Here is a 22,706-nt window from a genome sequence, read left to right on the forward strand (position 1 = left end):
TCCCGGGGGGACGACAACGTCCTGGCCGGGTCACCGGCCGAGACGTTGATCGGCTTAAAGGGTGTTCTCATCCGGAAACCGGATGAGGGCACCCTTTTTGCGCTTCGGTGGCCACTCCGGTGGATTGCCGTCTTCGCAGGTGGGGGAGGCTGCGAAGCAGGAGGGATCATGAAACGCGTACCGGGGGTCATCGCCTGCGCACTGCTGGCCGGAGTCCTGGCGGGATGCGGCGGCGGGGGAGCCGAGAGCTTCCTCGACGCCCGGGCCATGGCACAGCTGCGCGAGGTGCTCACCAAGAAGCCACCGCTGCCCGACGGCTTCACGCCGCGACCCGAGCAGGCCTGGCGGATGCCGTTCGGGCAGGCGGACAGGAACTGCAGGGCCGTGCTGGAGCCGGCCGGCGGACATGCGCCGGCGCAGGCGCTGAAGGCCCAGGCGGCGGTCAGCTACGACGGCGACGGGCTGGGCGAGCAGGCCGGGGTGGGCCTGGCCAGGTACGCGAACGAGGAGGCGCGCGGGCACCTCGACAAGCTGGCCAAGGCCATCGACTCCTGCCGTTCCGTGCACACCTCCAGCGGCACCGACCTGAGCGTGCGGACGCTTCCCGTGCGCGACGCGGGTGACGAGGCCGTGGGGGCGCGGCTGCACGGGCGGCTGAACGGCTACCCGTACGCGATGGACGTCGTCGTGTCCCGCGTCGGCGACACGCTCGTGTCCGTGGTGCACACCGGGATGAACGACGTGGACGCGGCGCGTACCCGCAAGGTGGTCGAGGCGGCGATCTCCTTGGTCAGCGCCTAATCTGGACCAGTGAACCCTGAAGACAGCAAGATCATCACGTTGGCCCGTGCCGCCAGGGCACGCAACGGCTCCGCCGAGGGGGCGGCCGTCCGCGACGAGACCGGCCGCACCTACGCGGCGACCGACGTCTCCCTGACCGCGCTCAAGCTGTCGGCGGTGCAAGTGGCGGCGGCCATGGCGATCTCCAGCGGCGCTCGGTCCCTGGAGGCGGCGGCGCTGGTCAGCGAGGGCACGCCGAGCCCCGACGACGAGGCGGTGGCCGCCGAGCTGGGCGTCGGCAAGCTGCTCGTGGCCGGTCCCGACGGCACTCTGCGAGGCTGACGTGCCGATGTCGCCCTTTCTGGCGAGCCTGCGGGAGAAGATCGGCAACGATCTGCTCATGCTGCCGTCGGTGTCCGGGTTCGTGTTCGACGACGAGGGCCGGCTGCTGCTGGCCCGCCACGGTGACGTGGGCCTCTGGGCCGCTCCCGGCGGCGGGATCGATCCGGACGAGCGGCCTGAGGCGGCCGTGGCCAGGGAACTGCGCGAGGAGCTCGGCGTCGAGATCGAGGTGCGCGGCCTGATCGGCGTGTACGGCGGGCCCGAGTTCCGCACCCGCTACCCCAACGGCCACCAGGTCGCCTACGTCATCGCCGCCTACGGCTGCGCGCTGGCCCCCGGCTCGGGCGAGCCGCGTCCCGACGGGGACGAGATCAACGACTACCGGTGGGTGTCCGAGAGCGAGCTGCCCGGCTACGAGACGACGGCGTGGACGCCCGGGGTGGCGCCGACGGCGTTCGCCTGGTGGCGTGAACAGGCTCGATGATGGGACAGAATGCACATGTGACTTCGCCAGACAACCATCGCGCCGGATTCGCCTGCTTCGTGGGGAGGCCGAACGTCGGCAAGTCCACGCTGATGAACGCCCTGGTCGGCACGAAAGTGGCGATCACCTCGTCCAAGCCCCAGACGACCAGACGCGTCATCAGGGGCATCGTGCACCGGCCCGACGCCCAGATCATCATCGTCGACACCCCCGGCCTGCACCGGCCGCGCACGCTGCTCGGTGAGCGGCTCGACAGCCTGGTGCTGTCCACGCTGACCGAGGTGGACCTGATCGGGTTCTGCGTGCCGGCCAACGAGCCCATCGGCAAGGGCGACCGGTTCATCGCCGACAAGCTGTCCGCGGTGAAGAAGACCCCGGTCATCGCGGTGGTGACCAAGTGCGACCTGGCGAGCAGGGAGCAGATCGCCGAGCAGTTGCTGGCGGTGTCGCAGGTGGCCGAGTTCGCCGCCGTCGTGCCCGTGTCGGCGCAGTCGGGCGAGCAACTCGACGTGCTGGGCGACGTGATCATCGAGCATCTGCCCGAGTCGCCGCCCCTCTACGAGGGCGGCCAGCTCACCGACGAGCCGGAGCAGGTGCTGGTCGGCGAGCTGATCAGGGAGGCGGCGCTGGAGGGCGTACGCGACGAGCTGCCCCACTCGATCGCCGTGGTCGTCGACGAGATGATGACCCGCGAGGGGCGTGACGACCTGCTCGACATCTACGCCCACATGTTCGTCGAACGGCCCTCGCAGAAGGCGATCGTCATCGGGCACAAGGGGGAGCGGCTGCGCGACGTCGGCACCAGGGCCCGCAAGCAGATCGAGGCCCTGTTGGGCACCCGGGTCTATCTCGACCTGCGGATCAGCGTGGCCAAGGACTGGCAGCGCGACCCCAAGCAGCTGCGGCGGCTGGGCTTCTACGACTGATCCCGGCCGGGATCAGCGGCGGCCGATCAGGGCCATGAACGCGAGCAGGACGATCGCCAGCGCGCAGGCCAGCGCGGCGAACCAGCCGAACCTGATCACCGGCTCGATCGACAGCAGCTCGCCGAGGTTGATGGAGACGCGGTCGCGCAGCCCGCTGCCCTCGGTCACGAACAGCACCAGCACCAGCACGGCCGCCCCGCCGGGCAGGATCGCCAGCGCCGCCAGCCTCGGGCGTGACAGCAGGCCGGCCAGGCCGCAGCCCAGCGCCGCCAGCCCGGCCATCAGCGTGTAGACGCCGAACGCGTCGTCGATCCCGCGCACGTCACTGGCCACCCCGGCGCCGATCAGGCCGCTCGTCGCCTGCAGCCCGGCCCAGGGCAGGACCGCGCAGAACACAAGCAGGGCTCCGGTGAGGATCACGGCCAGCGGATAACCACGGCGCAGCTTCGGGTGGGCGGGTGCGACGGCCATACGATCACTGTAAGCCGGGAGACGCGCCGCTCTCCACCGTACGCAACGGAGTCGTCACCACGGCGTGGCGCCGGTGGCCGGCTCATCCGCCACAGCCGTGCGCTCGCCCCACTCCAGCCGTGACCGCAGCTGTACGGCGTCCTTCGCGAGCGCGGACACCAGCGTGCCGGGACCGGCCAGCGGCAGCACCGCGACGCCCTCGGCCACGGCCGGCTCCTTGGCGCGGGCGGTCAGGAAGGTGGTGCCGACGCAGCGCGCGGGGCCGTACACGGCGGGGGAGGAGTCGAAATCCGGGTCGCCGGCCGTGAACTCCTGCCTGAGCAGCGGCAGGCCGTCGCGGGTGACGTCGAAGCGCGAGCGGCAGCGGCCGGACGGTTCGCCGTGGCGGCCGAAGACGATCTCCTCCCGCCAGAACGCGCTCGCGCCGTCCTCCAGCGTGAGCCGGACCACGAGGCGGTGCGCGCAGCCGGCGGCCAGCACGGTCGGCTCAGGGGCGAAGCGGAGCGTGCCGCCCGCGCCCACGTGGGCGGTGACCAGCAGCTCGGACTCACCCGGGCCGGGCAGGACCAGCGTGGCGGCGACCGAGCCCAGCTCCAGGGTGGTGCCGGGGGCGACGTACAGGTCGAGCGCGAGCCTGTCGCCGCCGAGCGGGCCCGCGGCGGTGGAGACGAGGTGGACGGTGTGCGGCCCGGTCTGGCGCAGCGTCAGCGGCGGCGCCGAGGCCAGGCGGCTCACCACGGTACGGCCGTCACCGGCCCGCGCGGTCGCGACGGCGGCACTCGCCCGCATCACCCGCCGGGTGCCCGCGGGTGGTGCGGGTGTCGTGGGGGCGGCGAGTGTCGGGGTGGGGGGTGGGTGGACGGCCGATGGTGGTGGCATTACGAGACGGGGGCCGCGTGGGCGTGAGACCAGTCGCGTACCTGCTCGGAGACCCAGGCGGCGACCTCGGCGGCGGTGGGTTCCTGGCGGATCGAGGTGAAGTGCACCGGCCGGTCGCCGCGCACCGCGGCCGCGTCGCGGGCCATCACGTCGAGGTCGGCGCCCACCATCGGGGCCAGGTCGGTCTTGTTGATCACCAGCAGATCCGCGCTCGTGACGCCGGGGCCGCCCTTGCGTGGCACCTTGTCGCCGCCCGACACGTCCAGCACGAAGATCTGCCGGTCGGCCAGCCCACGGCTGAACGTGGCCGTCAGGTTGTCGCCGCCGCTCTCGATGATCACCAGGTCGAGCGGGCCGAAGTGGTGTTCCAGGGTCTCCACGGCGTCGAGGTTCGCGGCGATGTCGTCGCGGATGGCGGTGTGCGGGCAGCAGCCGGTCTCGACGGCGAGGATGCGTTCCTGGTCGAGCACGCCCGCGCGGCGCAGGAAGTCGGCGTCCTCCGTGGTGTAGATGTCGTTGGTCACCACGCCCAGGGACAGCGACGGGCCCAGGGTCCTGCAGAGGGCCGCCACCAGGGCCGTCTTGCCGCTGCCAACCGGCCCGCCGACGCCCAGGCGCAGCGCGCGGCCGCGGCCGTCGGGGGCGTGGTGGTGGTCGTCGTGATTGGCTCCCATGAAGGGGTCCTTTCGTCTCAGGAGATGAACAGCCGTACCTCGGCTCGGGCGTGCTGTTCCGCGAGAAGATCAAGGGCCGGCGCCGAGCAGGCGGGAAGCGCCTCCAGCGCCGCCAGGGCCGCGAAGGGATCGGCGGCCGTGGAGTGTCCGGCGCCGGACGCCGGATCGGCTCGGGTCGCGTCGGTGGTGCGGCCGGTCGCCGGGCCGGCGTCGGCGGCGGCGAGGTCGGACGGCAGGCAGGCCTGGGTGGCGACGGCGGTCAGGTCGGAATCAAGGCCGGCCAGGACGGCGTGCACGGCCACCGGGTCGAGGCCCAGCAGCCGGACCGCCGCCGTGGCCGGCCCGGTGACCGCGTGGTAGGCCGCCGCCAGCGCCGCCTCCTCGGGCGTGGCCCCGGCCGCGTGCGCCGCTGCGCCGAGGGCGAGCGGGTGATGCGGGCTCGGGATCGCCCGGGCGAGCTCGTCCAGCACGGGGGACGGCCAGATCCGGCGGGCCACCCGCAGCAGCAGCCGGCCCTGAGTGCGCGAGGCCTCCCGCTGCGCAGGGGACGCGGTCCTGGCGTCCATCTCGGCGTCCAGCGCCTCCCACGAAACCGCGCCGGTGGGGGCCGCGCCTGGGAAGGTTGAGCCCGAGGAGGTCGTGCCGGAGGAGACCGCGCCTGGGCAGGCCGTGCCGGAGGGAACCGTGCCGGGTGAGGCCGCGCCTGGGGAGGCCGTGCCGATGGAGGCGTGGGCGCAGGAGGCGGCGGTGAGGGCGGCGGCGACTGTGCCGGCCGTGCGCAGTCGTCCGCGCAGAAAGTGCGCCAGTGAGGGCACGTCGTGCACCGCCCCCGACGCGACGGCGCGTTCGGCGCCGCCGGAGTGGGCGTGACCCCCGGCCGGGAGCCGGGAGTCGGTGAGGAGGAGCAGGGCGGGCCGCATCAGAAGAGGAAATAACGCTGGGCCATGGGCAGGGCGGTGGCGGGCGCGGGCTCGACGAGGTCGCCGTCGATGCGGACCTCGAACGTGTCGGGCGCCACGTCGATCCGCGGCAGCGCGTCGTTGAGCGGCATCGCGGACTTGCCGCGCCCCCGTACGTCCGCCACCGGCGCGAGGCGGCGGCGCACCGCGAGCCGGTCGGCCAGCCCCGACTCCACGGCGGCGGGCGAGACGAAGTGCAGCGAGGTGGCCGCGGCGGTGACCGGCGCGGCGCCGAACATGGGGCGGGGCAGCACCGGCTGCGGCGTCGGGATCGAGGCATTGGCGTCGCCCATCTGCGCCCAGGCGACCACGCCGCCCTTGAGCACCAGGTCGGGCTTGACCCCGAAGAAGGCCGGGTCCCAGAGGACCAGGTCGGCGAGCTTGCCGGGCTCGACGGAGCCGACGTCGGCCTCCAGGCCGTGGGCGATGGCCGGGCAGATCGTATATTTCGCGATATAGCGGCGGGCGCGCAGGTTGTCGGCCGGCCCACCCAGCGAGCCCCGCCGCGCCTTCATGACGTGCGCCGTCTGCCACGTACGGATGATCGTCTCGCCGATCCTGCCCATGGCCTGCGAGTCCGAGCCGATCATGGAGATCGCCCCGAGGTCGTGCAGGATGTCCTCGGCCGCCATCGTCGTCGGCCGGATGCGCGACTCGGCGAACGCCAGGTCCTCGGGGATCGACGGGTTGAGGTGGTGGCAGACCATCAGCATGTCGAGGTGCTCGTCGAGCGTGTTGACGGTGTGGGGCCTGGTGGGATTGGTGGACGACGGCAGCACGTTGGGATAGGCCGCGACGCGGATGATGTCGGGCGCGTGCCCGCCGCCCGCCCCTTCGGTGTGGTAAGCGTGAATCGTCCGGTCGCCGATGGCCGCGAGCGTCGACTCGACGAAGCCGGCCTCGTTCAGCGTGTCGGTGTGGATCGTGACCTGCACGCCGGCGGCGTCGGCGACGCTCAGGCAGGCATCGATGGCGGCCGGCGTGGTGCCCCAGTCTTCGTGCAGCTTGAAGCCGGAGGCGCCGGCCCGCAGCTGCTCGCGCAGGCCCTCCTCGCTGACGGTGTTGCCCTTGCCGAGCAGGGCGAAGTTCAGCGGGTAGGCGTCGAGCGACTCCAGCATGCGGGCGAGGTACCAGGCGCCGGTGACGGTGGTGGCCTTGGTGCCCTCGACGGGCCCGGTGCCGCCGCCGACGATCGTGGTGACGCCGGAGCCGATGGCCTCGTCGAGCAGTTGCGGGCAGATGAGGTGGACGTGCGAGTCGACGGCCCCGGCGGTGAGGATCTTGCCGTTGCCGGCCAGCACCTCCGTGGACGGCCCGATGACCAGGTCGACGCCGTCCATCGTGTCGGGATTGCCCGCCTTGCCGATGCCCATGATCCGGCCGTCGCGGATGCCGACGTCGGCCTTGATCACGCCCCAGTGGTCGAGGATGACCGCGCCGGTGATGATCAGGTCGGCCGCGCCCTCCGCGCGGGTGGTCCTGGCCTGGCCCATGGACTCGCGGATGACCTTGCCGCCGCCGAAGACGGCCTCGTCGCCGTGCCCGGCGGGGCCCGCGGACCGGTCCTCGGTGACCTCGATGAACAGGTCGGTGTCGGCCAGCCGGATCCGGTCGCCGGTCGTGGGGCCGTAGAGTGCGGCGTAACGGGCGCGCGTGATGGCGGTCCCCTGGGTGACGGGCCCGTGCGTGGCCGGCCCATCGGCGGTGGGCCCGTGTGCGGTCGGCTGGTCAGTCATCGAGCGGCCCCGCCCACTCCTGCCGCAGCCCCGGCACCACCCGATTCCCTGCCAGCGGCACCAGCGTCACGTCCCGTTCGACGCCGGGCTCGAACCTGATCGCCGTCCCCGCCGGCACGTCCAGCCGCATCCCCCACGCCGCCTTCCTGTCGAACTCCAGCCCCGGGTTGGCCGCGGCGAAGTGGTAGTGGGAGCCCACCTGCACCGGCCGGTCGGCCGTGTTGACCACGCGCACGCTCACCCGCTCGCGCCCCGGGTTGAGCACGATCACGCCCTCCGGATGGACGTATTCGCCCGGGATCACGGGATCGGCCTGTGCACGGTGACCAGCTTCGTGCCGTCGGGGAAGGTGGCCTCGATCTGCACGCTGTCGAGCATCTCCGGTACGCCCTCCATGACGTCGGCCCGGCCGAGCACCGACCGCCCGGCCTCCATCAGGTCGGCCACGCTGCGCCCGTCTCTGGCCCCTTCCATGAGGAAGGAGGCGATGACGGCGGTAGCCTCGGGGTGGTTGAGCCGCAGGCCCCGGGCCTGGCGCTCGCGCGCGACCCCGGCGGCGACGTGGATGAGCAGCCGTTCCTGCTCGTGTGGGGTTAGCCGCATGGCCCGGACCATAGAAACCGGCCGTTTCCACGGCGTTGCCGGAGCATGTCGTGTTGGTTTCGCCCTGCGGTGAAGCAGGGCATGACGGTTTTTGTGCGATTGTGAACGCTTGGCAATCGCCAATTAACAATCGGGATCTTCTGGCGAAATGTCGCCGAGTCACCTTTCTCGCAGAACCGGTCGGCAGGAAGGAACGGCTGTGCGCATCTCCCGCCCGATTGTCTCCGCGATCCTCCTCTTAACCCTCGCGGCCTGCGGGTCCGACGCCGAACCCGCCGCCCAGTCCAGCGAGATCAAGGTCGGACTCCTGCACTCGCTCAGCGGCACGATGGCGATCAGCGAGGTCACCGTGCGCGACGCCGAACTGCTCGCCATCGAGGAGATCAACAAGGCCGGCGGCGTCCTGGGCAAGAAGCTCGTCCCGGTCGTGGAGGACGGGGCCTCCGACTGGCCCACGTTCGCCGAGAAGGCCACCAAACTGATCAGGCAGGACAAGGTCGCGACCGTCTTCGGCGGCTGGACCTCGGCCAGCAGGAAGGCGATGCTGCCGGTCTTCGAACGCTACAAGGCGCTGCTGTGGTATCCGGTGCAGTACGAAGGGCTGGAGAGCTCGCCGTACATCTTCTACACCGGCGCCACCACCAACCAGCAGATCATCCCCGGCCTCGACTACCTCAAGGAGCAGGGCAAGAAGAAGTTGTTCCTGGTCGGCAGCGACTACGTCTTCCCGCGCACCGCGAACAAGATCATCAAGGCGTACGCGGCCGCGAACGGGATGGAGATCCTCGGTGAGGAGTACACCCCGCTCGGCCACACCGAGTACTCCACTCTGGTCAACAAGGTCACGGGCGCCAAGCCGGACGCGGTCTTCAATACGTTGAACGGCGATTCGAACGTGGCCTTCTTCAAGCAGCTCAAGAGCGCGGGGGCCACGGCGGAGAGCATGCCGGTGCTGTCGGTGAGCATCGCCGAGGAGGAGGTCACCGGCATCGGCGTGGACAACATCGTCGGCCAGCCGGTCGCCTGGAACTACTACCAGACCACCGAGACCCCGGCCAACGAGGCGTTCGTCAAGGCGTACAAGGCCAGGTACGGCGCGGGCAAGGTCACCAGCGACCCCATGGAGGCCGGCTACAACGCCGTCTACCTGTGGGCCGAGGCGGTCAAGAAGGCGGGCACGACCGAGGTGGAGGCGGTCAAGAAGGCCGCCCCGGGCATCGCGCTCGAACGTCCCGAAGGGCTGGTCACCATCGACGGCGAGAACCAGCACATGTACAAGACCGCCCGTATCGGCATCATCCAGCCCGACGGCCTGATCAAGCAGGTGTGGGACTCCGGCAAGCCGATCAAGCCGGACCCGTACCTGAAGGGCTACCCCTGGGCCGCGAGCCTGGCGGCGGGCTGACGATGACGGCCTTCGTCAACCAGCTGCCGATCGGGCTCTCGATCGGGGCGGTGCTGCTGCTCATCGCACTCGGCCTGACGTTCACGTTCGGGCAGATGGGCGTGATCAACATGGCGCACGGGTCGTTCATCATGGCCGGGGCCTACACCGCGTACCTGCTGCAGGACTTCGTCCTGGCCCTGCCGGCGGCCTTCGTGGTCGCCGGCGCCATGGGGCTGGTCCTGGAGCGGCTCGCGATCAGGCACCTGTACGGCCGGCCGCTGGACACGCTGCTGCTCACCTGGGGCGTCAGCCTGGTGCTGCAGCAGCTCGCCCGCGACCTGTTCGGCGCGCCCAACGTGCAGGTGAGTGCGCCCACCTGGCTGTCGGGAGGCGTCGGCATCCTGCCCTACAACCGGCTGTTCATCATGGGGCTCGCGGTGGCCGGCGTGGTGGGGGTCTGGTTCTACCTCACCCGCACCGGGCTCGGCCGCAGGACCCAGGCGGTGGTGCAGAACCGGCAACTGGCCGCCACCAGCGGGATCGACACCGGCTGGGTCGACATGCTGACCTTCTTCATCGGATCGGGGCTGGCCGGCGTCGCGGGCGTGGCGGTGACGCTCATCGGCCCGGTCGGGCCCGCGCTCGGCGACTACTACATCGTGGACGCCTTCCTCGTCGTCGTGGCCGGCGGGCTCGGGCAGCTGCGCGGGGCCGTGCTCGCGGCGCTCGGGCTCGGGCTGCTCAACTCCTACGCCGAGTTCTGGTCGGACGCCTCGCTGGCCAAGGTGATCGTGTTCGCGGTCGTCATCGCGTTCCTGCAGATCAGGCCGCAGGGCATGTTCGTGCTCAGGTCGAGGGTGCTCACATGATCGGGCATCAGAGGGCGCTCACATGATCGGGCGTCAGAGGGGTGCTCACGTGATCAGACATCATCTGCCCTTCGCGACCGTGGCCGTGATCGCGCTGGTGGCCACGCCGCTGCTGCTGGAGCCGTTCCGGCTGGGGTTGCTCGCGAAATACCTGTGCTACGCGATCGTCGCGCTCGGGATCGGGCTGGCCTGGGGCAAGGGCGGCATGCTCACGCTCGGCCAGGGCGTCTTCTTCGGGCTCGGCGGCTACTCCATGGCCATGTACCTCAAGCTCAACGAGGCCGGAGCGGGCGGATTGCCCGACTTCATGGTGTGGAGCGGCGTGGAGACGCTGCCCGCCCTGTGGGTGCCGTTCGCGAACCCGGTCTTCGCGCTCGGCATGGCCGTGCTCGGGCCGGTGGCCATCGCGCTGATCCTGGGCACGCTCGTCTTCCGGCAGCGGGTACGGGGGGCGTACTTCGCGATCCTCACCCAGGCGCTGGCCGCCGCCATGGTCATCCTGCTGGTCGGGCAGCAGGGCCTGACCGGCGGCACCAACGGCATGACGAACTTCTTCGAGCTGTTCGGCCAGGACCTGGCCGAGGACTCCACCCAGCGCGGCCTCTACCTGGTTGTGGCGAGCGTGCTCGGGGTGCTCTACCTGGCCACCCGCCAGCTCGTGAACAGCCGCTACGGCCGCCTGCTCGTCGCGGTCAGGGACGGCGAGGACCGGGTGCGCTTCCTCGGCTACGACCCGGCCCTGGTCAAGACCGTCACCTTCGCCGTCTCGGCGGGCATGGCCGGGCTGGCGGGAGCCCTGTTCGTCCCGGTCGTCGGCATCATCTCGCCCGCGCTGCTCGGCGTCGTGCCCTCGCTGGAACTGGTCGTCGCGGTGGCCGTGGGCGGCCGGCACGCACTGGCCGGCGCCGTGCTCGGCGCGGTCGTCATGGGGTACGCCAAGACGGCGTTCAGCGAGCAGTTCGCCGACGGCTGGCTCTACCTGCAAGGAGCCCTGTTCATCCTGGTGATGACACTCGCCCCCAAGGGCATCGCCGGAATCAGCCGAAGCATCGCCGGGAGGCTGCGCCATGCTAGAGCTACGTGACGTCCAGGTGATCTTCGACGGCTTCCGCGCGCTCGACGGCGTCGACCTGACCGTGCCCGAGGGCGAGCTGCGCTTCCTCATCGGGCCCAACGGGGCCGGCAAGACCACGCTCATCGACGTGATCACCGGCCTGACCAAGCCGGCGGCGGGCAGCGTGCGGTTCGGCGGCGCGGACCTGGTCGGCAGGAAGGAGCACCAGATTGTCCGGATGGGCGTCGGGCGCACGTTCCAGACCTCGGTGGTGTTCGAGGCGCTCACCGTGGTTGAGAACCTCGACCTGGCCGCCACCTTCCGCAAACCCCTGTGGTCGCTGACCCGGCGGCGCGACGGCGTGTCGGAGGCCGTCGAGGAGGCCCTGGCCAGGACGGGTCTCGAAGAGCTCGCCGAGCGTTCAGCGGGCGTTCTCTCGCACGGCCAGCGCCAGTGGCTGGAGATCGGCATGCTGCTGGCGCAGCGGCCGAAACTGCTGCTCCTGGACGAGCCGGTGGCCGGCATGTCCAAGGACGAACGCGAGCGTACGGGCGAGCTGCTCACCGAGATCGCCGACGACCACACGGTGATCGTGGTGGAGCACGACATGGATTTCCTGCGGCGGCACGCCTCGGTGGTGACCGTGCTGCACGAGGGCAAGGTGCTCGTCGAGGGGTCGGTCGACCAGGTCAGCGCCGACCCCCGGGTGCAGGAGGTCTATCTGGGGAGGAGGGCCAGCGATGCTGTCGGTAACCGGCCTTGAGTCGGGGTACGGAAGGGCGCGCGTGCTGTTCGGGGTGTCGCTGGAGGTCGGCCCCGGCCAGCTCGTGTGCGTCATGGGACGCAACGGGGTCGGCAAGACCACGCTGCTCAACACCGTCATGGGCGTGCTGCCCGCGACGGCGGGCACGGTGACGTTCGACGGCCGCGACGTCACCAGGCTCAAGCCGCACGAGCGGGTGCGGCTCGGCATGGGGTACGTGCCGCAGGGCCACCAGTGCTTCCCCCAGCTCTCGGTGCTGGGCAACCTGCTCGTCACCGTCGAGGCCGCCAAGCAGCCCAGGAGCGCTGTCGATGAGGCCCTCGACGTCTTCCCCGCGCTCAAGCCCCTGCTCAAGCGGAGCGCCGGGCACCTGTCGGGCGGCCAGCAGCAGCAGCTCGCCATGGCCCGCGCCCTGGTGACCAGGCCCAGGATGCTCATCCTCGACGAGCCGACCGAGGGCATCCAGCCGTCGATCATCGTCGAGATCGAGGCGGCCATCGAGCGGCTGCACGCCTCGGGGCTGGCCGTGCTGCTGGTGGAGCAGTACCTGGACATCGCGCTCCGGCTGGCGGACACGTTCGTCATCCTCGACGGCGGCCACGTGGTGCGCACGGGGGCGGCAGGGGACCTGCACAAGGAGGACGTCCGCCGGCTGCTGGCCGTCTGACGGGCGAGCAGGGCCGGGCGAGCAGGGCCGGGCGAGCAGGGCCGGGCGAGCAGGGCCGGGCGGCGACTGACCGCCCGGCGTCTAGCGGGCCACCTGCGCGAGCAGGGCGCGGGCGTTGCCGGCGGCCTGGCGGTCGCCGGCTCGCTCGAAGACCTCCAGCGCCGTGCCGGCCAGCTCCCGCGCCCGTTCCGCCGCGCCTTCCGCCCGGTTCACCCGGGCCAGGCCCAGCAGGGCGTGGGCGTCGAGCAGGCGGTCGCCGAGGCGGACGGCGACGCCGCGGGCCCGCTCGGCGGCGGCCCTGGCCTCGGGCTTGGCGCCCTGCGCCAGGCGTACCGCGGCCAGGTCGAGCAGAGTGTCGGCCTGGCGGTGCCGGTCGCCCAGCTCGGTGAGGTGATCGACGGCGCGGGTCAGGTGGGCGGCGGCCTCGTCGAGGCGGCCAGCCCGGCGCAGCACCGCGCCGAGCACGCTCTCGGCGTCGGCCGCGTCACGCTGGTTGCCCGCCGCCTCCAGGCACGACACCAGCGCCCGCTCGGCCTCGTCCAGCCGGCCCCGCTCCAGGTGCACCCGGCCGAGCCGGCGCCGGGCGTGGTTCACCTTGCGGGTGCGGCCCTGGCGCAGGAACATGCCCAGCGCGAGCCGCAGCTTCTCGTGCGCCAGGTCCCATTCGCGCTCGGCGAGATGCAGGTCGCCCAGGTCGAGCAGGACGAGCGCCTCGCCCTGGTCGTCCCCGGAGCGGCGGGCCGACTCCAGCGCCCGCCGCGACACCTCACGCCAGTCGTCGAGGAAGCGGTGCCGCTCCAGGTAGGGCGCCAGCAGATGCGCCAGGCGCCAGCAGGGGTCGTCGAAGCCCGCGTCGTGCAGGTCGGCGACCAGGCTCACCAGGAACGAGCGCTCGGCGTCCAGCCACTCGACCGACTCCCTGATGTCACGGGTCGCCACCGCCGTCGCCGGATCGCCCGACACCAGGGAGAACCGGGAGGCCCGCACCCTGGCCAGCACCACCGCCGACACCCGGTCCAGCACGCCCTGCACCGGCTGCTCGCGGGCGAACAGCCTGGTCAGGGCGTGCATCCGGTAGCGGACCTGCCCCGCCGCGTCCACGCCCGCCGTCTCCAGCAGGCCCGCGTCCACCAGCGCCTCGGCCCCGCCGCCGAGCCGCTCGGTCAGCCAGTCGGCGAAGTCCGGCGCGGACAGCGCGCCGAGGCCGCGCAGCGTCAGCCTGGCCGGCTCGGGCAGTCCGTCGTAGCCGACGGTGAACACGCTGCGCACCGTCCGGTCGCCCGCGTGCAGCCGGTCGAGCCGCCCGTGCTCGTCCTCCAGCAGGCCCACCAGGTAGTCGACCGTCCACTCCGGCCGGGCCGCCAGCCTGGAGGCGGCGATGCGCAGCGCGATCGGCAGCCCGCCGCAGAACCTGGCCAGCCGGCCCATCGCCGCGTCGGCGGGCCGCCCGGACCCGGCCGTCAGCAGGTCGAGCGACTCTTCAGGGCCGAGCACGCCCACCGACAGCCGGGTCGCCCCGGCCAGGCCGCCGAGCGGGGAACGGCTGGTCACGACCGTCGGGCAGGAGGTCAGCAGCGGGCGTACCTGAGCCTCGTCGGCGGCGTTGTCGAGCAGCACCAGCAGCCGCCGGTTGGCGCAGTAGGCGCGGAAGAGGCGCTCGCGCTGCTCCAGCGTCGCGGGGATGGCCTGGGCCGGGCAGCCCAGCCAGCGCAGGAAGTCCTCAAGGACGGCCGCGGGGGACGTCGTCTCGCGCAGGTCGGCGTACAGGATGCCGTCGGGGTACGCCTCGCGCCCGCGCCAGGCCGCGCGCACGGCCAGCGCCGACTTGCCCGCGCCCGCCTGGCCGTGCACCACCACCTGGTCGCCGAGCACCCGGTCGAGCAGGCCGGCGCGGCCGGTGAAGTCGGGCACGTCCGGCGGCAGCAGCACCGGCGGCCCCGCCGAGACGTGCAGCGAGACGTCGTCGTGCAGCATGCGGTGGTAGAGGAGCTGCAGCTCGGAGTCGGGCTCGATGGCGTGCCCGCCGTCGAGCTGGTCGCGCAGCACCGCGTACGCGGCCAGCGCGTCCACCCGGCGGCCACTGCGGTAGAGGGCCAGCATGTACTGGCCGCGGAAGCGCTGCCACGTCGGGTGCTGCTTGGTCAGCCGGCGCAACTCCACCAGCAGCTCGCGGTGCCGGCCCGCGTGGAGGTCGGCCTGCAGCCTGCGCTCCAGGGCCAGCAGCCGCAGCTCCTCCAGCTCCTCGCGCAGCTGTCGTGTCTCGGCCCAGCGCTCGCCCTCGGGATCGACGTCCTCCAGCAGGTCGCCCCGCCACAGGCTCAGCGCCTCCTCGTAGGCGCCCTTGTCGACCAGCAGCCGGAAGCGGTCGACGTCGAGCTGCTCGTCGCCCAGCGCCAGCACGTACGAGCCGGACACGGTGCTGATCACGTCCTTGCCGACGAGCCTGCGCAGCTCGCCGACGTAGCCGCGGACCAGGGAGTCGGAGCGGTCGCCGCCCTCACGCGGCCACAGCAGCCTGCGCAGCCGCTCGACCGTCAGCGGGCGGCCCGCGTTCAGCAGGAACATCGCGAGCAGGTCGCGGTGCTTGGGCACGGTCGGGGTGCGGTCGTGCCCCTCGCCGTCGCGTACCTCAAGCGGCCCCATGATGCGAAATTCCACGCGGCCTTCCTTCGGGGAGGAGATCTCGATCAGAATGGCACACTTGATGGCTGCCCTCACTCCCGCAGACCCACGACGGCTGGGCCGCTACTGGCTGGCCGGCCGGCTCGGCGCGGGCGGCCAGGGTGTCGTGTACGAGGCGTACGGCGAGAGCGGCGAGCGCGTCGCCGTCAAAGTGCCCACCCTCGACGGCCCCGAGGCGCGCGCCCGGCTGGCCAAGGAGGCGGCCGCGGCCCGGCGGGTGGCCTCCTTCTGCACCGCCGCCGTGATCGAGGCCCAGGTCGAGACGGCGCCGCTGTACATCGTCAGCGAGTACGTCCCCGGGCCCAGCCTGCGTCAGGCGGTGGCCGAATCCGGGCCGTACGGGGCCGGCGCGCTGCGTCGGCTCGCGATCGGCGTGGCCACCGCGCTGACCGCCATCCACCAGGCCGGCATCGTGCACCGCGACCTCAAACCGGACAACATCATCCTCGGCCCCGACGGGCCGCGCGTGATCGACTTCGGTGTGGCGCGCGAGAGCGGGCCCACCACGACGGGACCGGCCATGGGCACGCCCGGCTACATGGCGCCCGAGGTGCTCACCGGCCGCGCCGCCACCGGGGCGGCGGACGTGTGGGCGTGGGCGATGGTGCTGCTGTTCGCGGCGCGGGGGCGCGACGCGATTCCGGCGGGTGAGCCGATGGCGGTGGTGGGGCGGGTGCTGGAGTTCTCCGCCGACGTCTCGGGGCTGCCGGACGGGATCGCGCCGCTGGTGGCCGCCGCCACGGCGCACGACCCCGCCGCCCGTCCTGCAGCCAGGGACGTGCTCCTCGGCCTGCTGGGGCTGCCGGAGCTGCCAGGGGACGGTGATGGTGCTGCAGGGGACGGCTCCGGTGCGGAAGACGATCCGCTGGTTCGCGGCAGCGGGGTGGCCGCTGAACTCACCGGTGAGGCGGGTCCCGGCCTGGGCGCGGTGGCCGAGGAGCTCTACCGCGAGCTGAGCGAGGCGGAGCGGGCCTGCGTGCCCGAGGTGTTCCTGCGCATGCTCGACGGCGACGCGCTGCGGCCGGTGCGGCGTGACGAGCTGCCGGAGATCGAGGGCCTGGACGCCATGCTCGACCTGTTCACCGCCGCGGGCCTCGTGACGCGGCGCGAGGAGACGTTCGAGTTGCCCGCGCCCGGGCTGGTGCGCGCCTGGCCTCGGTTGCGGGACTGGGTGGGGGCCAACAGCGACGGGCTGCCCGTGCACCGCCGGCTGGCCGACGCCGCCGCCGAGTGGGACGGTCACGGCAGGCGGCCCGCCGACCTGATGCAGGGCACCCCGCTGGACCGCACCCTGCGCTGGGCCGCCGCCGAGCGCAGGGACCTCACACTGGCCAGGCGGGAGCGCGAGTACCTCGACGCCGCCGCGGCCCAGGTGCGCAGGCGCGGCAGGAGGCGCGGTCTGATCGCGGCGGCGCTGGCCGTGCTGCTGGTCGTCGCGCTGGGCGGGCTGGGGGCGGCCGAGTACCTGCGCAGGGAGTCCGTACGCCAGCGGGACGACGCCAGGGCCAAGGAGCTGGCGCTGCGCGCGTCCGGGCTGCGCGAGGTGGAGCCGGAGCTGGCACTACTGCTGTCGGTGGCGGCTTGGCGGCTGTCGCCGGAGACGACGGAGGCGTGGGGAGCGCTGCTCGACTCGGCGTCCCAGCACGTGAGCGACGTCTTCGTGGCCCCGTCCGTGGACTCGTCGAGCGTGCAGGCGCTCGACCCGGACGGCCGCGTCCTGGCCTCCGTGGCGGGCGACACCGCCCGGCTCTGGGACGTCGCGAGCGGACGGCGGCTGCGCGAGGTCACCGGGCTCGACCCGGGCGTGACCCGGCTGGCCGTGAGCCGCGACGGCCGACGACTGGCCGCTCTGGACGACGACGGCGTGCGGGTGTGGGACACCGTCACCGGCCGGCCGCTCGGCGAGCCGTTCGCGAAGGATGCGGGTGGGTTCGGCGGGCTGGAGTTCGACCGGTCCGGCCGGCTGCTCTCCGTGCCGCGCGCGTCGGGCGGCGTGGAATGGTGGGACGTGGCCGGGCGGGCCAAGCTCACCGCTCCGGGCGGGGCGGCGCTCACCGGGATCAGCCCCGACGGCCGCTACGGGGTCGTCGCGGCGGGCGAGCGGACGGCCGAGGTGTGGGACCTGCGACGAGGCCGGCGGCTGAGCCTGCCCTCCCTGCCGGGCAGCGGCACCACGATCGCCGCCGCCTTCAGCGAGGACAGCCGGGCGCTGGCGCTCATCGAGGACGTGCCCCGCCACGACAAACCCATCGTGCACTTGTACGACCTGGTCACGCGTAGGGCGAAGCAGCCCATCGAGGGCGATGCGCTGCAGGCCGCGGATTTCGTCTTCGGCGGCGGGTACGTCGGCATGTGGGCACCGGGGGAGCTCACCGTGGCGCGGTGGGACGGCTGGACGACCATGCTGACCGTCCCGCTGCCGACCGATCCCGTCCAGGTCCGCTACGACCTGGCGGGCAAGGCCGTACGCGTGCTGAACGGGCAGGGCGGCGTCGTCACCCTGGACGTCTCCATGATGTTCGACCGGCCGATGAGGCTCGACCCGCCGCTCGACCACGACGTCGTCACCCTCGAAGTGGCGCCCGGCGGCCGGATGCTGGCCGTCAAGCGAGAGCCCTCGGCGCTCACCGCCCACCAGCTACGCACCCTGGAACTGCTCGACCCGGCGACCGGCGCGCGGAAGGCCGGCCCGATCGCCTGGGAGGGCGAGGGGAAGGCGATGGCCTTCAGCCGGGACGGCACCCGGCTGGCCTTCGGCGACGGCGACGTGGTGCGCGTGCTCGACGTCACCTCCGGGCGGATCATGCGGCAGTTCGGGCTCACCGACAGTGCCTCAGGACCGGAATACAGCGTCACCGATGAGGTCGACAGCACCTCCGAGCAGCCCGGCAGTGCCTCTGAACCGCCCGGCGCCTCCGAGGAGGACGACAACGCTCCCGAGCCGGCCGACAGCATCCCCGAACCGGCCGACAGTGACTCAGAACCGGCCGGCAGTGCCTCCGAGCAGCCCGTCAGTGTCTCCGAGCTGGCCTTCGGGCCCGACGGCCGGACGCTGGCCGTGCAGCCGGACGGTGGCGCGTTCTTCGTGATGGACCTGCGGGACCTCAAGCGCAGGTCGTCCGCGGGAAACCCCGTGCCGGGCGACGGGCCCATGGAGTTCGCCCCTGACGGTGCCCGGCTGTTCGTCGCGGACCCGCGACCGCGGCTCTACGACCCAGGACGCGACACCCTCGTACCCGTGTCCGCCGACGCCGCACGGCTCGGGGGCACGTTCGCCTACAGCCCCGACGGGCGCAGGATCGCCTTCTCAGGACCGGACCGGATCACCATCTGGGACCGTGACCTGCGCACCCGGCTCGGCGCCTTCCCCGTGACGGCCGGGATGGGCGAAGCCACCCTGCTGACGTGGTCGCCGGACGGCCGCTGGATCGCCTCGTACGAAGGCGGGCCGCGGCTGCGCTTGTGGGACGTGGCGAGCGGGCGGCAGATCGGGGTCGTGTACGACGGGCTGGCGGCGCCGCAGATCGACAACTCGTGGCTCGGCTTCTCGGCCGACGGGACGAAGCTGCACAGCCTCGGCGTGGACGGCACGTTCCGTACGCACGAGCTCGACGGCGCGCGCCTGGCCGTGACGGTGTGCGAGCGGGCCGGTCGCGCGCTCACCGCCGCCGAGTGGAGGGACTATCTGCCCGGCGTCGACCCGTTCGCCCTCTGCTCCTGACCGGAGCCGGCGCCGCTCGCCCAGGCTCTGGCCGTGCGGACGATCTCCTCAAGGTGGTCGCTGTGCGCGCCGTGCCAGTAGACCTGGCCGCAGTCGGCGCAGCGGCCGTAGGCGTCGTAGCTGCGCCGCGTGCCCGCCTCCAGCCGCGGCTCGATCTCCTCCTTCGGCACCGGCGCCAGCACGCCGTTGCACGCGGTGCAGCGCGTCCACGGGCGCAGCGGCGGGGAGAAGCGGTCGAGCAGGTCGCGGAGCTGGTCGGCGGGGGCGGAGCCGCGCACGTACGCTCCCAGCCACAGCGCGCGGCGGCGCAGCAGGCCGCGGTCCTGCGTGAGCAGCACCCGACGCTCCTCGTTGGCCTGCACCACCAGCGCCGGATCGTCCATGTCGTTGTGGTAGGCGGTGTCGACGCCCAGCAGCCGCAGCCGCCGCGCCAGCGTGCCCAGGTGCACGTCCAGCAGGAACCGGGGCTCCTCGGGCAGCTGCTGGGGCCGGGGGATCGGATGCACCTCCACCACGTCGCCGCCGGCCGGCTGGTAGGAGGGCGGCACGCCCCTGCCGTTCACCACCATGGGACCCACCTCGGTCAGCGGGACCCCGATCGACTCCACGTGGTGGCCCAGCGTCGAGGTGCCGTCGGGGGTCACCTCCTGCCACTCGTGGCGGCGGTTCGCGGGCAGGAACATCCTCAGCTCCGAGGAGATGCGCAGGCGTGCGGTCGTCACAATGTCCATTCTGTGACACCGAGTACCGTGAATTCATGCCGATATCCCGCCGCTCGTTCGCCGGGCTGGCGGGGATCGCCGCCCTGGCCGCCGCCGGGTGTTCGGGCGGCGGCGACGGGCAGCCCGAACTGCGGCTGGCGACGGGGCTCGCTGGCGGGCCGTACGGGGCGCTCGGCGACCGGCTCGCCGAGGAGCTGCGGCGCGGCGGGCTGGGCGTGCGGGTGCTGCCGACCGCCGCCAGCGTGCAGAACCTCACGATGATGACCGACGGGCGCGCCGACGTCGGGTTCGCGCTGGCCGACAGTGCCGACGACGCCGTACGCGTACGCCACCAGCCCGTCTCCGCGCTGGCCAGGATGTACATGAACTACGTGCACCTGGTCGTCGGCACGGACTCAGAGATCAGCGCGATCGGCGGGCTGGCGGGGCGGGCCGTGTCCATCGGGGTGGAGGGCTCGGGGACGGCGGTGACCGCCACCCGCGTGCTGGCCGCCGCCCGGCTCCGGCGTCCGCCCAGGATCACCAGGCTGGGGCTGGACGCCTCCATCGGCGCGCTGCGCGCGGGCCGGGTCGAGGCGTTCTTCTGGTCGGGCGGGGTGCCCACGCCCGCGCTGGCCGAGCTCGACGACATCCGGCTGCTGCCGCTGGAGTCGCTGGTGCCGGTGCTGCGACGCGAGTTCGGCCCCGTGTACGAGGACGCCACCGTGCCCGCCCGCGCGTACGGCGGACCCAGGGCCGTGCCGACCGTGGGCACGCCCAGTTACCTGATGTGCCGGACCTCGCTGCCGGACGACCTGGCGTACACGATCACCGAGACCCTCTTCACCGCCCGCGACCGGCTGCAGGCCCCGTCGGCCCCCGGGGGACGACTGGACCGGCGCTACGCCATAGGCACCGGGGTCGTGCCGCTGCACGCCGGCGCCGCGCGCTACTACCGCGCCGTCTACGGGTGAGGTTCGCGGTTGAGCGGCGGGACCCGGGCGGGGAGGCGGTTACGGCTCGGGCAGGCGGAGTTCGACCACGAGGCCGTCCGGGTCTGCCGGACGCAGTTCGAGCGTGGCCCCGCAGGCTCTGGCCAGTTCGGCGGCGATGGCCAGGCCCAGGCCGCTGCCGGGCACGTTCGCGTGCGCTCCTGAGCGCCAGAAGCGCGCCTGCGCCTCCGCGCGTTCCTCCTCGCTCAGCCCCGGCCCGTCGTCGGCCACCCGCAGCACGCCCTCGCGCAGGGTGACGGTCACGGTGCCGCCCGCGGGGACGAACTTCTGCGCGTTGTCGAGGGCGATGTCGGCGATCCTGGCCGCCGCCTCCGGCACGACCGACATTTCGGGAATGTCGGTCGTCAGCCGTACGTCCTTCGCCGCGTACACCTCCCGCCACACCCCCAGCCGCGGCTCCAGCGCGACCTCCTTGCCCTCGACCCCCGCGCCCGCCTCCACCCTGGCCAGCACCAGCAGATCCTCGACCAGCAGCGCCAGCCGGTCCAGCTCGGCCATCGCCTCCTCGAACTCGGCCGTCCCCTCGGCGCGCAGATGCGGCTCCAGGTTCTCCAGCCGCAGGCTCAGCACCGTGAGCGGCGTCCGCAGTTCGTGCGAGGCGTCGGCGACGAACGCCCGCTGCCGCTCCATCGCGCCCGCGACCGCGTCCGCCATCGCGTTGAAGCGCTCCTCCAGCCGCCGCAGCTCGGACGGGCCCGCGCCGGGATGCGCCCGCGCGTCCATCCGGCCCTGCGCGATGGCCCGCGTGGTGCGATCCAGCTCGGTGACCGGCCGCAGGATCCAGCGCGCCAGCCGCCTGGCCGCCACCGTCGAGACGCCCAGCATCAGCAGCGCGCCCAGCGCCAGCGCGGCCCACACCAGGCTCACCTCCAGGCGGGCCCGGCCGGCGGGGGCCTGCAGCAACACCACCCCGGACAACTGCGCGTCCCGGCCCGCGGGCTCGGCCAGCAGCACCGTGTCGGGGCCGAACGGGCTGATCGTGGGCAGGTCCTCGGTCGTGCGGCCGGACAACGCCAGGCGCAGGGCGTCGCCGTCGTCGGCGGTGAAACTGCCGGCGGTCAGCAGGATGGAGCCGTCGCGGTCACGTACGCGGACGGCGGCGCCGTACAGGTCGGCGTAGCGGGTGATCTCGGACAGCAGCCCCGTGCGGTCGTCGTCCCGCGCGGCCTGGTCGGCCAGCTCCGCGAAGCGGGTGGCGTCGGCGCGGCGGTCGAGCAGCAGGCGGTTCGTCCTGTGGGAGGCGTAGGCCAGGCCCAGCGGCACCGCCAGCGCCGCCACCAGGAACACGATCAGCGTCGTGAACGTGACCACCAGCCGCGAGTTCACGCCGTCGAGCCCAGCCGGTAGCCGGTCCCGCGCAACGTCTCCACCAGGCCGGGCCGGCCGGTCTTGGAGCGCAGGTTGGCCACGTGCACGTCGAGCGAGCGCGAGGCCGACAGCAGCGGGTCGCCCCAGACCTCGTCGAGGATCTCCTCCCTGCCGCGCACCACGCCGGGCTCGCGGGCCAGCATCGCCAGCAGGTCGAACTCGCGCCGCGTCAGCGTCACCGGCCGCCCGGCCACCGTGACCTGCCGGTACTCCAGGTCGATGCGGACGTCGCCGACGCTCACCACGTCATCGCGCGGCGGGCGCGGGCGCGTGCCCCGCCGGACCACCGCCTCCATGCGCGCCATCAGCTCGACCGTACGGAACGGCTTGACCAGATAGTCGTCCGCCCCCGACCGCAGGCCGCGCAGCACCTCACGCTCCTCGGTACGGGCCGTGACCACGATCAGCGGCACCGCCGACACCCGGCGCAGGCGGCGCAGCACGTCGAGCCCGTCCATGTCCGGCAGTCCCAGGTCGAGCAGGACGAAGTCGGCGCCCCCCGCCAGGCGGAGGGCGTCGACGGCCAGGCCCGCCCTGGTGACCTGGTGGCCGTGCCGGTCGAGGGCCGTGGTGAGCGCGGACGCGAGCCGATCGTCGTCCTCGACCAGGAGAACTCGCATGCCGTCA

General features: G+C 72.9%; 22 protein-coding genes. 11 read left to right on the forward strand and 11 right to left on the reverse strand.

From position 1 onward, the window contains the following. Positions 1-168: 168 nt before the first annotated feature. From AB0C28_RS15505 to era, 4 genes are read left to right on the forward strand one after another with little or no spacing between them, the layout of a single operon-like run. Complete coding sequence (locus AB0C28_RS15505; RefSeq protein ID WP_357837148.1) at positions 169-801, forward strand: hypothetical protein; 633 nt, start codon at positions 169-171, stop codon at positions 799-801. A gap of 9 nt (positions 802-810) precedes the next feature. Next, entirely contained in the window at positions 811-1,122 is a 312-nt protein-coding gene (locus AB0C28_RS15510) for a cytidine deaminase (protein WP_346106410.1), read from the forward strand. A 7-nt stretch (positions 1,123-1,129) separates the two neighbouring features. Beyond that, complete coding sequence (locus AB0C28_RS15515; RefSeq protein ID WP_357837145.1) at positions 1,130-1,606, forward strand: NUDIX domain-containing protein; 477 nt, start codon at positions 1,130-1,132, stop codon at positions 1,604-1,606. Positions 1,607-1,623: 17 nt separating this feature from the next. Continuing rightward, positions 1,624-2,532 (forward strand): GTPase Era, encoded by a 909-nt coding sequence (gene era, locus AB0C28_RS15520; RefSeq protein ID WP_357837142.1) that lies wholly within the window; start codon positions 1,624-1,626, stop codon positions 2,530-2,532. 12 nt (positions 2,533-2,544) lie between these two features. On the opposite strand, the gene AB0C28_RS15525 is transcribed toward era, so the two are convergent. From AB0C28_RS15525 to AB0C28_RS15555, 7 genes are read right to left on the reverse strand one after another with little or no spacing between them, the layout of a single operon-like run. Beyond that, positions 2,545-3,003 carry a hypothetical protein gene (locus AB0C28_RS15525; protein WP_357837139.1) on the reverse strand — a complete coding sequence of 153 codons (459 nt, stop codon included), beginning with the start codon at positions 3,001-3,003 and terminating at the stop codon, positions 2,545-2,547. A 54-nt stretch (positions 3,004-3,057) separates the two neighbouring features. Further along, positions 3,058-3,882, reverse strand: a complete 825-nt coding sequence (locus AB0C28_RS15530; protein WP_358074887.1) for an urease accessory protein UreD — start codon at positions 3,880-3,882, stop codon at positions 3,058-3,060. Further along, the gene (ureG, locus tag AB0C28_RS15535; RefSeq protein ID WP_357837133.1) at positions 3,882-4,556 is read right to left on the reverse strand and encodes an urease accessory protein UreG; all 675 of its coding nucleotides are present in this window, start codon (positions 4,554-4,556) and stop codon (positions 3,882-3,884) included. The genes AB0C28_RS15530 and ureG overlap by 1 nt, the downstream gene beginning before the upstream one ends. Positions 4,557-4,573: 17 nt before the next feature. Further along, positions 4,574-5,476 (reverse strand): urease accessory UreF family protein, encoded by a 903-nt coding sequence (locus AB0C28_RS15540; protein ID WP_357837130.1) that lies wholly within the window; start codon positions 5,474-5,476, stop codon positions 4,574-4,576. Continuing rightward, the gene (locus AB0C28_RS15545) at positions 5,476-7,251 is read right to left on the reverse strand and encodes an urease subunit alpha (RefSeq protein WP_357837127.1); all 1,776 of its coding nucleotides are present in this window, start codon (positions 7,249-7,251) and stop codon (positions 5,476-5,478) included. The genes AB0C28_RS15540 and AB0C28_RS15545 overlap by 1 nt, the downstream gene beginning before the upstream one ends. Beyond that, entirely contained in the window at positions 7,244-7,555 is a 312-nt protein-coding gene (locus AB0C28_RS15550) for an urease subunit beta (protein ID WP_357837124.1), read from the reverse strand. Before AB0C28_RS15550 ends, AB0C28_RS15545 begins: the two co-directional genes overlap by 8 nt. Next, positions 7,552-7,854: an urease subunit gamma gene (locus AB0C28_RS15555; protein ID WP_106236048.1), complete on the reverse strand. Its 303-nt coding sequence runs from the start codon at positions 7,852-7,854 to the stop codon at positions 7,552-7,554. The genes AB0C28_RS15550 and AB0C28_RS15555 overlap by 4 nt, the downstream gene beginning before the upstream one ends. Before the next feature lie 199 nt (positions 7,855-8,053). Between AB0C28_RS15555 and urtA the strand changes: the two genes are divergently transcribed. From urtA to urtE, 5 genes are read left to right on the forward strand one after another with little or no spacing between them, the layout of a single operon-like run. Beyond that, on the forward strand, positions 8,054-9,259 hold the full coding sequence (urtA, locus tag AB0C28_RS15560; RefSeq protein ID WP_358074890.1) for an urea ABC transporter substrate-binding protein: 1,206 nt from the start codon (positions 8,054-8,056) through the stop codon (positions 9,257-9,259). A gap of 2 nt (positions 9,260-9,261) precedes the next feature. Continuing rightward, positions 9,262-10,110 carry an urea ABC transporter permease subunit UrtB gene (gene urtB / locus AB0C28_RS15565; protein ID WP_358074893.1) on the forward strand — a complete coding sequence of 283 codons (849 nt, stop codon included), beginning with the start codon at positions 9,262-9,264 and terminating at the stop codon, positions 10,108-10,110. A 49-nt stretch (positions 10,111-10,159) separates the two neighbouring features. Then, positions 10,160-11,194 (forward strand): urea ABC transporter permease subunit UrtC, encoded by a 1,035-nt coding sequence (urtC, locus tag AB0C28_RS15570; protein WP_358074896.1) that lies wholly within the window; start codon positions 10,160-10,162, stop codon positions 11,192-11,194. Next, positions 11,178-11,927: an urea ABC transporter ATP-binding protein UrtD gene (gene urtD, locus AB0C28_RS15575; protein WP_357837111.1), complete on the forward strand. Its 750-nt coding sequence runs from the start codon at positions 11,178-11,180 to the stop codon at positions 11,925-11,927. Before urtC ends, urtD begins: the two co-directional genes overlap by 17 nt. After that, complete coding sequence (gene urtE / locus AB0C28_RS15580; protein ID WP_346106387.1) at positions 11,905-12,594, forward strand: urea ABC transporter ATP-binding subunit UrtE; 690 nt, start codon at positions 11,905-11,907, stop codon at positions 12,592-12,594. The genes urtD and urtE overlap by 23 nt, the downstream gene beginning before the upstream one ends. 81 nt (positions 12,595-12,675) lie before the next feature. Here the strand turns inward: urtE and AB0C28_RS15585 are convergent, their stop codons facing one another. Then, on the reverse strand, positions 12,676-15,252 hold the full coding sequence (locus AB0C28_RS15585) for a BTAD domain-containing putative transcriptional regulator (protein ID WP_358074899.1): 2,577 nt from the start codon (positions 15,250-15,252) through the stop codon (positions 12,676-12,678). A gap of 46 nt (positions 15,253-15,298) precedes the next feature. On the opposite strand from AB0C28_RS15585, the gene AB0C28_RS15590 reads away from it, so the two are divergent. After that, on the forward strand, positions 15,299-18,997 hold the full coding sequence (locus AB0C28_RS15590; protein ID WP_358074902.1) for a protein kinase: 3,699 nt from the start codon (positions 15,299-15,301) through the stop codon (positions 18,995-18,997). Here the strand turns inward: AB0C28_RS15590 and AB0C28_RS15595 are convergent. Next, entirely contained in the window at positions 18,958-19,728 is a 771-nt protein-coding gene (locus AB0C28_RS15595) for a Mut7-C RNAse domain-containing protein (RefSeq protein ID WP_358074905.1), read from the reverse strand. The genes AB0C28_RS15590 and AB0C28_RS15595 overlap by 40 nt on opposite strands. Positions 19,729-19,754: 26 nt before the next feature. Between AB0C28_RS15595 and AB0C28_RS15600 the strand changes: the two genes are divergently transcribed. Beyond that, positions 19,755-20,672: a TAXI family TRAP transporter solute-binding subunit gene (locus AB0C28_RS15600; RefSeq protein ID WP_358074908.1), complete on the forward strand. Its 918-nt coding sequence runs from the start codon at positions 19,755-19,757 to the stop codon at positions 20,670-20,672. Between the two features lie 39 nt (positions 20,673-20,711). Here the strand turns inward: AB0C28_RS15600 and AB0C28_RS15605 are convergent, their stop codons facing one another. Next, positions 20,712-22,037, reverse strand: a complete 1,326-nt coding sequence (locus AB0C28_RS15605) for a HAMP domain-containing sensor histidine kinase (protein ID WP_358074911.1) — start codon at positions 22,035-22,037, stop codon at positions 20,712-20,714. Further along, a complete protein-coding gene (locus AB0C28_RS15610; protein ID WP_357837094.1) occupies positions 22,034-22,699 on the reverse strand; it encodes a response regulator transcription factor in 666 nt (221 codons plus the stop codon). Before AB0C28_RS15610 ends, AB0C28_RS15605 begins: the two co-directional genes overlap by 4 nt. Positions 22,700-22,706: the final 7 nt, after the last annotated feature.

Origin of the sequence: Nonomuraea sp. NPDC048892, from assembly GCF_040649735.1 — a bacterium.
Taxonomy (GTDB): Bacteria; Actinomycetota; Actinomycetes; order Streptosporangiales; family Streptosporangiaceae; genus Nonomuraea; species Nonomuraea maheshkhaliensis.

Coding starts and splice junctions, on each gene's coding strand:
- AB0C28_RS15505 (WP_357837148.1), top strand. CDS start 169: ATGAAACGCGTACCGGGGGTCATCGCCTGCGCACTGCTGGCCGGAGTC.
- urtB (WP_358074893.1), top strand. CDS start 9,262: ATGACGGCCTTCGTCAACCAGCTGCCGATCGGGCTCTCGATCGGGGCG.
- AB0C28_RS15590 (WP_358074902.1), top strand. CDS start 15,299: ATGGCTGCCCTCACTCCCGCAGACCCACGACGGCTGGGCCGCTACTGG.
- AB0C28_RS15545 (WP_357837127.1), bottom strand. CDS start 7,251: ATGACTGACCAGCCGACCGCACACGGGCCCACCGCCGATGGGCCGGCC.
- AB0C28_RS15530 (WP_358074887.1), bottom strand. CDS start 3,882: ATGCCACCACCATCGGCCGTCCACCCACCCCCCACCCCGACACTCGCC.
- AB0C28_RS15525 (WP_357837139.1), bottom strand. CDS start 3,003: ATGGCCGTCGCACCCGCCCACCCGAAGCTGCGCCGTGGTTATCCGCTG.
- AB0C28_RS15540 (WP_357837130.1), bottom strand. CDS start 5,476: ATGCGGCCCGCCCTGCTCCTCCTCACCGACTCCCGGCTCCCGGCCGGG.
- urtE (WP_346106387.1), top strand. CDS start 11,905: ATGCTGTCGGTAACCGGCCTTGAGTCGGGGTACGGAAGGGCGCGCGTG.
- AB0C28_RS15610 (WP_357837094.1), bottom strand. CDS start 22,699: ATGCGAGTTCTCCTGGTCGAGGACGACGATCGGCTCGCGTCCGCGCTC.
- AB0C28_RS15555 (WP_106236048.1), bottom strand. CDS start 7,854: ATGCGGCTAACCCCACACGAGCAGGAACGGCTGCTCATCCACGTCGCC.
- AB0C28_RS15595 (WP_358074905.1), bottom strand. CDS start 19,728: ATGGACATTGTGACGACCGCACGCCTGCGCATCTCCTCGGAGCTGAGG.
- AB0C28_RS15600 (WP_358074908.1), top strand. CDS start 19,755: ATGCCGATATCCCGCCGCTCGTTCGCCGGGCTGGCGGGGATCGCCGCC.
- ureG (WP_357837133.1), bottom strand. CDS start 4,556: ATGGGAGCCAATCACGACGACCACCACCACGCCCCCGACGGCCGCGGC.
- AB0C28_RS15515 (WP_357837145.1), top strand. CDS start 1,130: ATGTCGCCCTTTCTGGCGAGCCTGCGGGAGAAGATCGGCAACGATCTG.
- urtD (WP_357837111.1), top strand. CDS start 11,178: ATGCTAGAGCTACGTGACGTCCAGGTGATCTTCGACGGCTTCCGCGCG.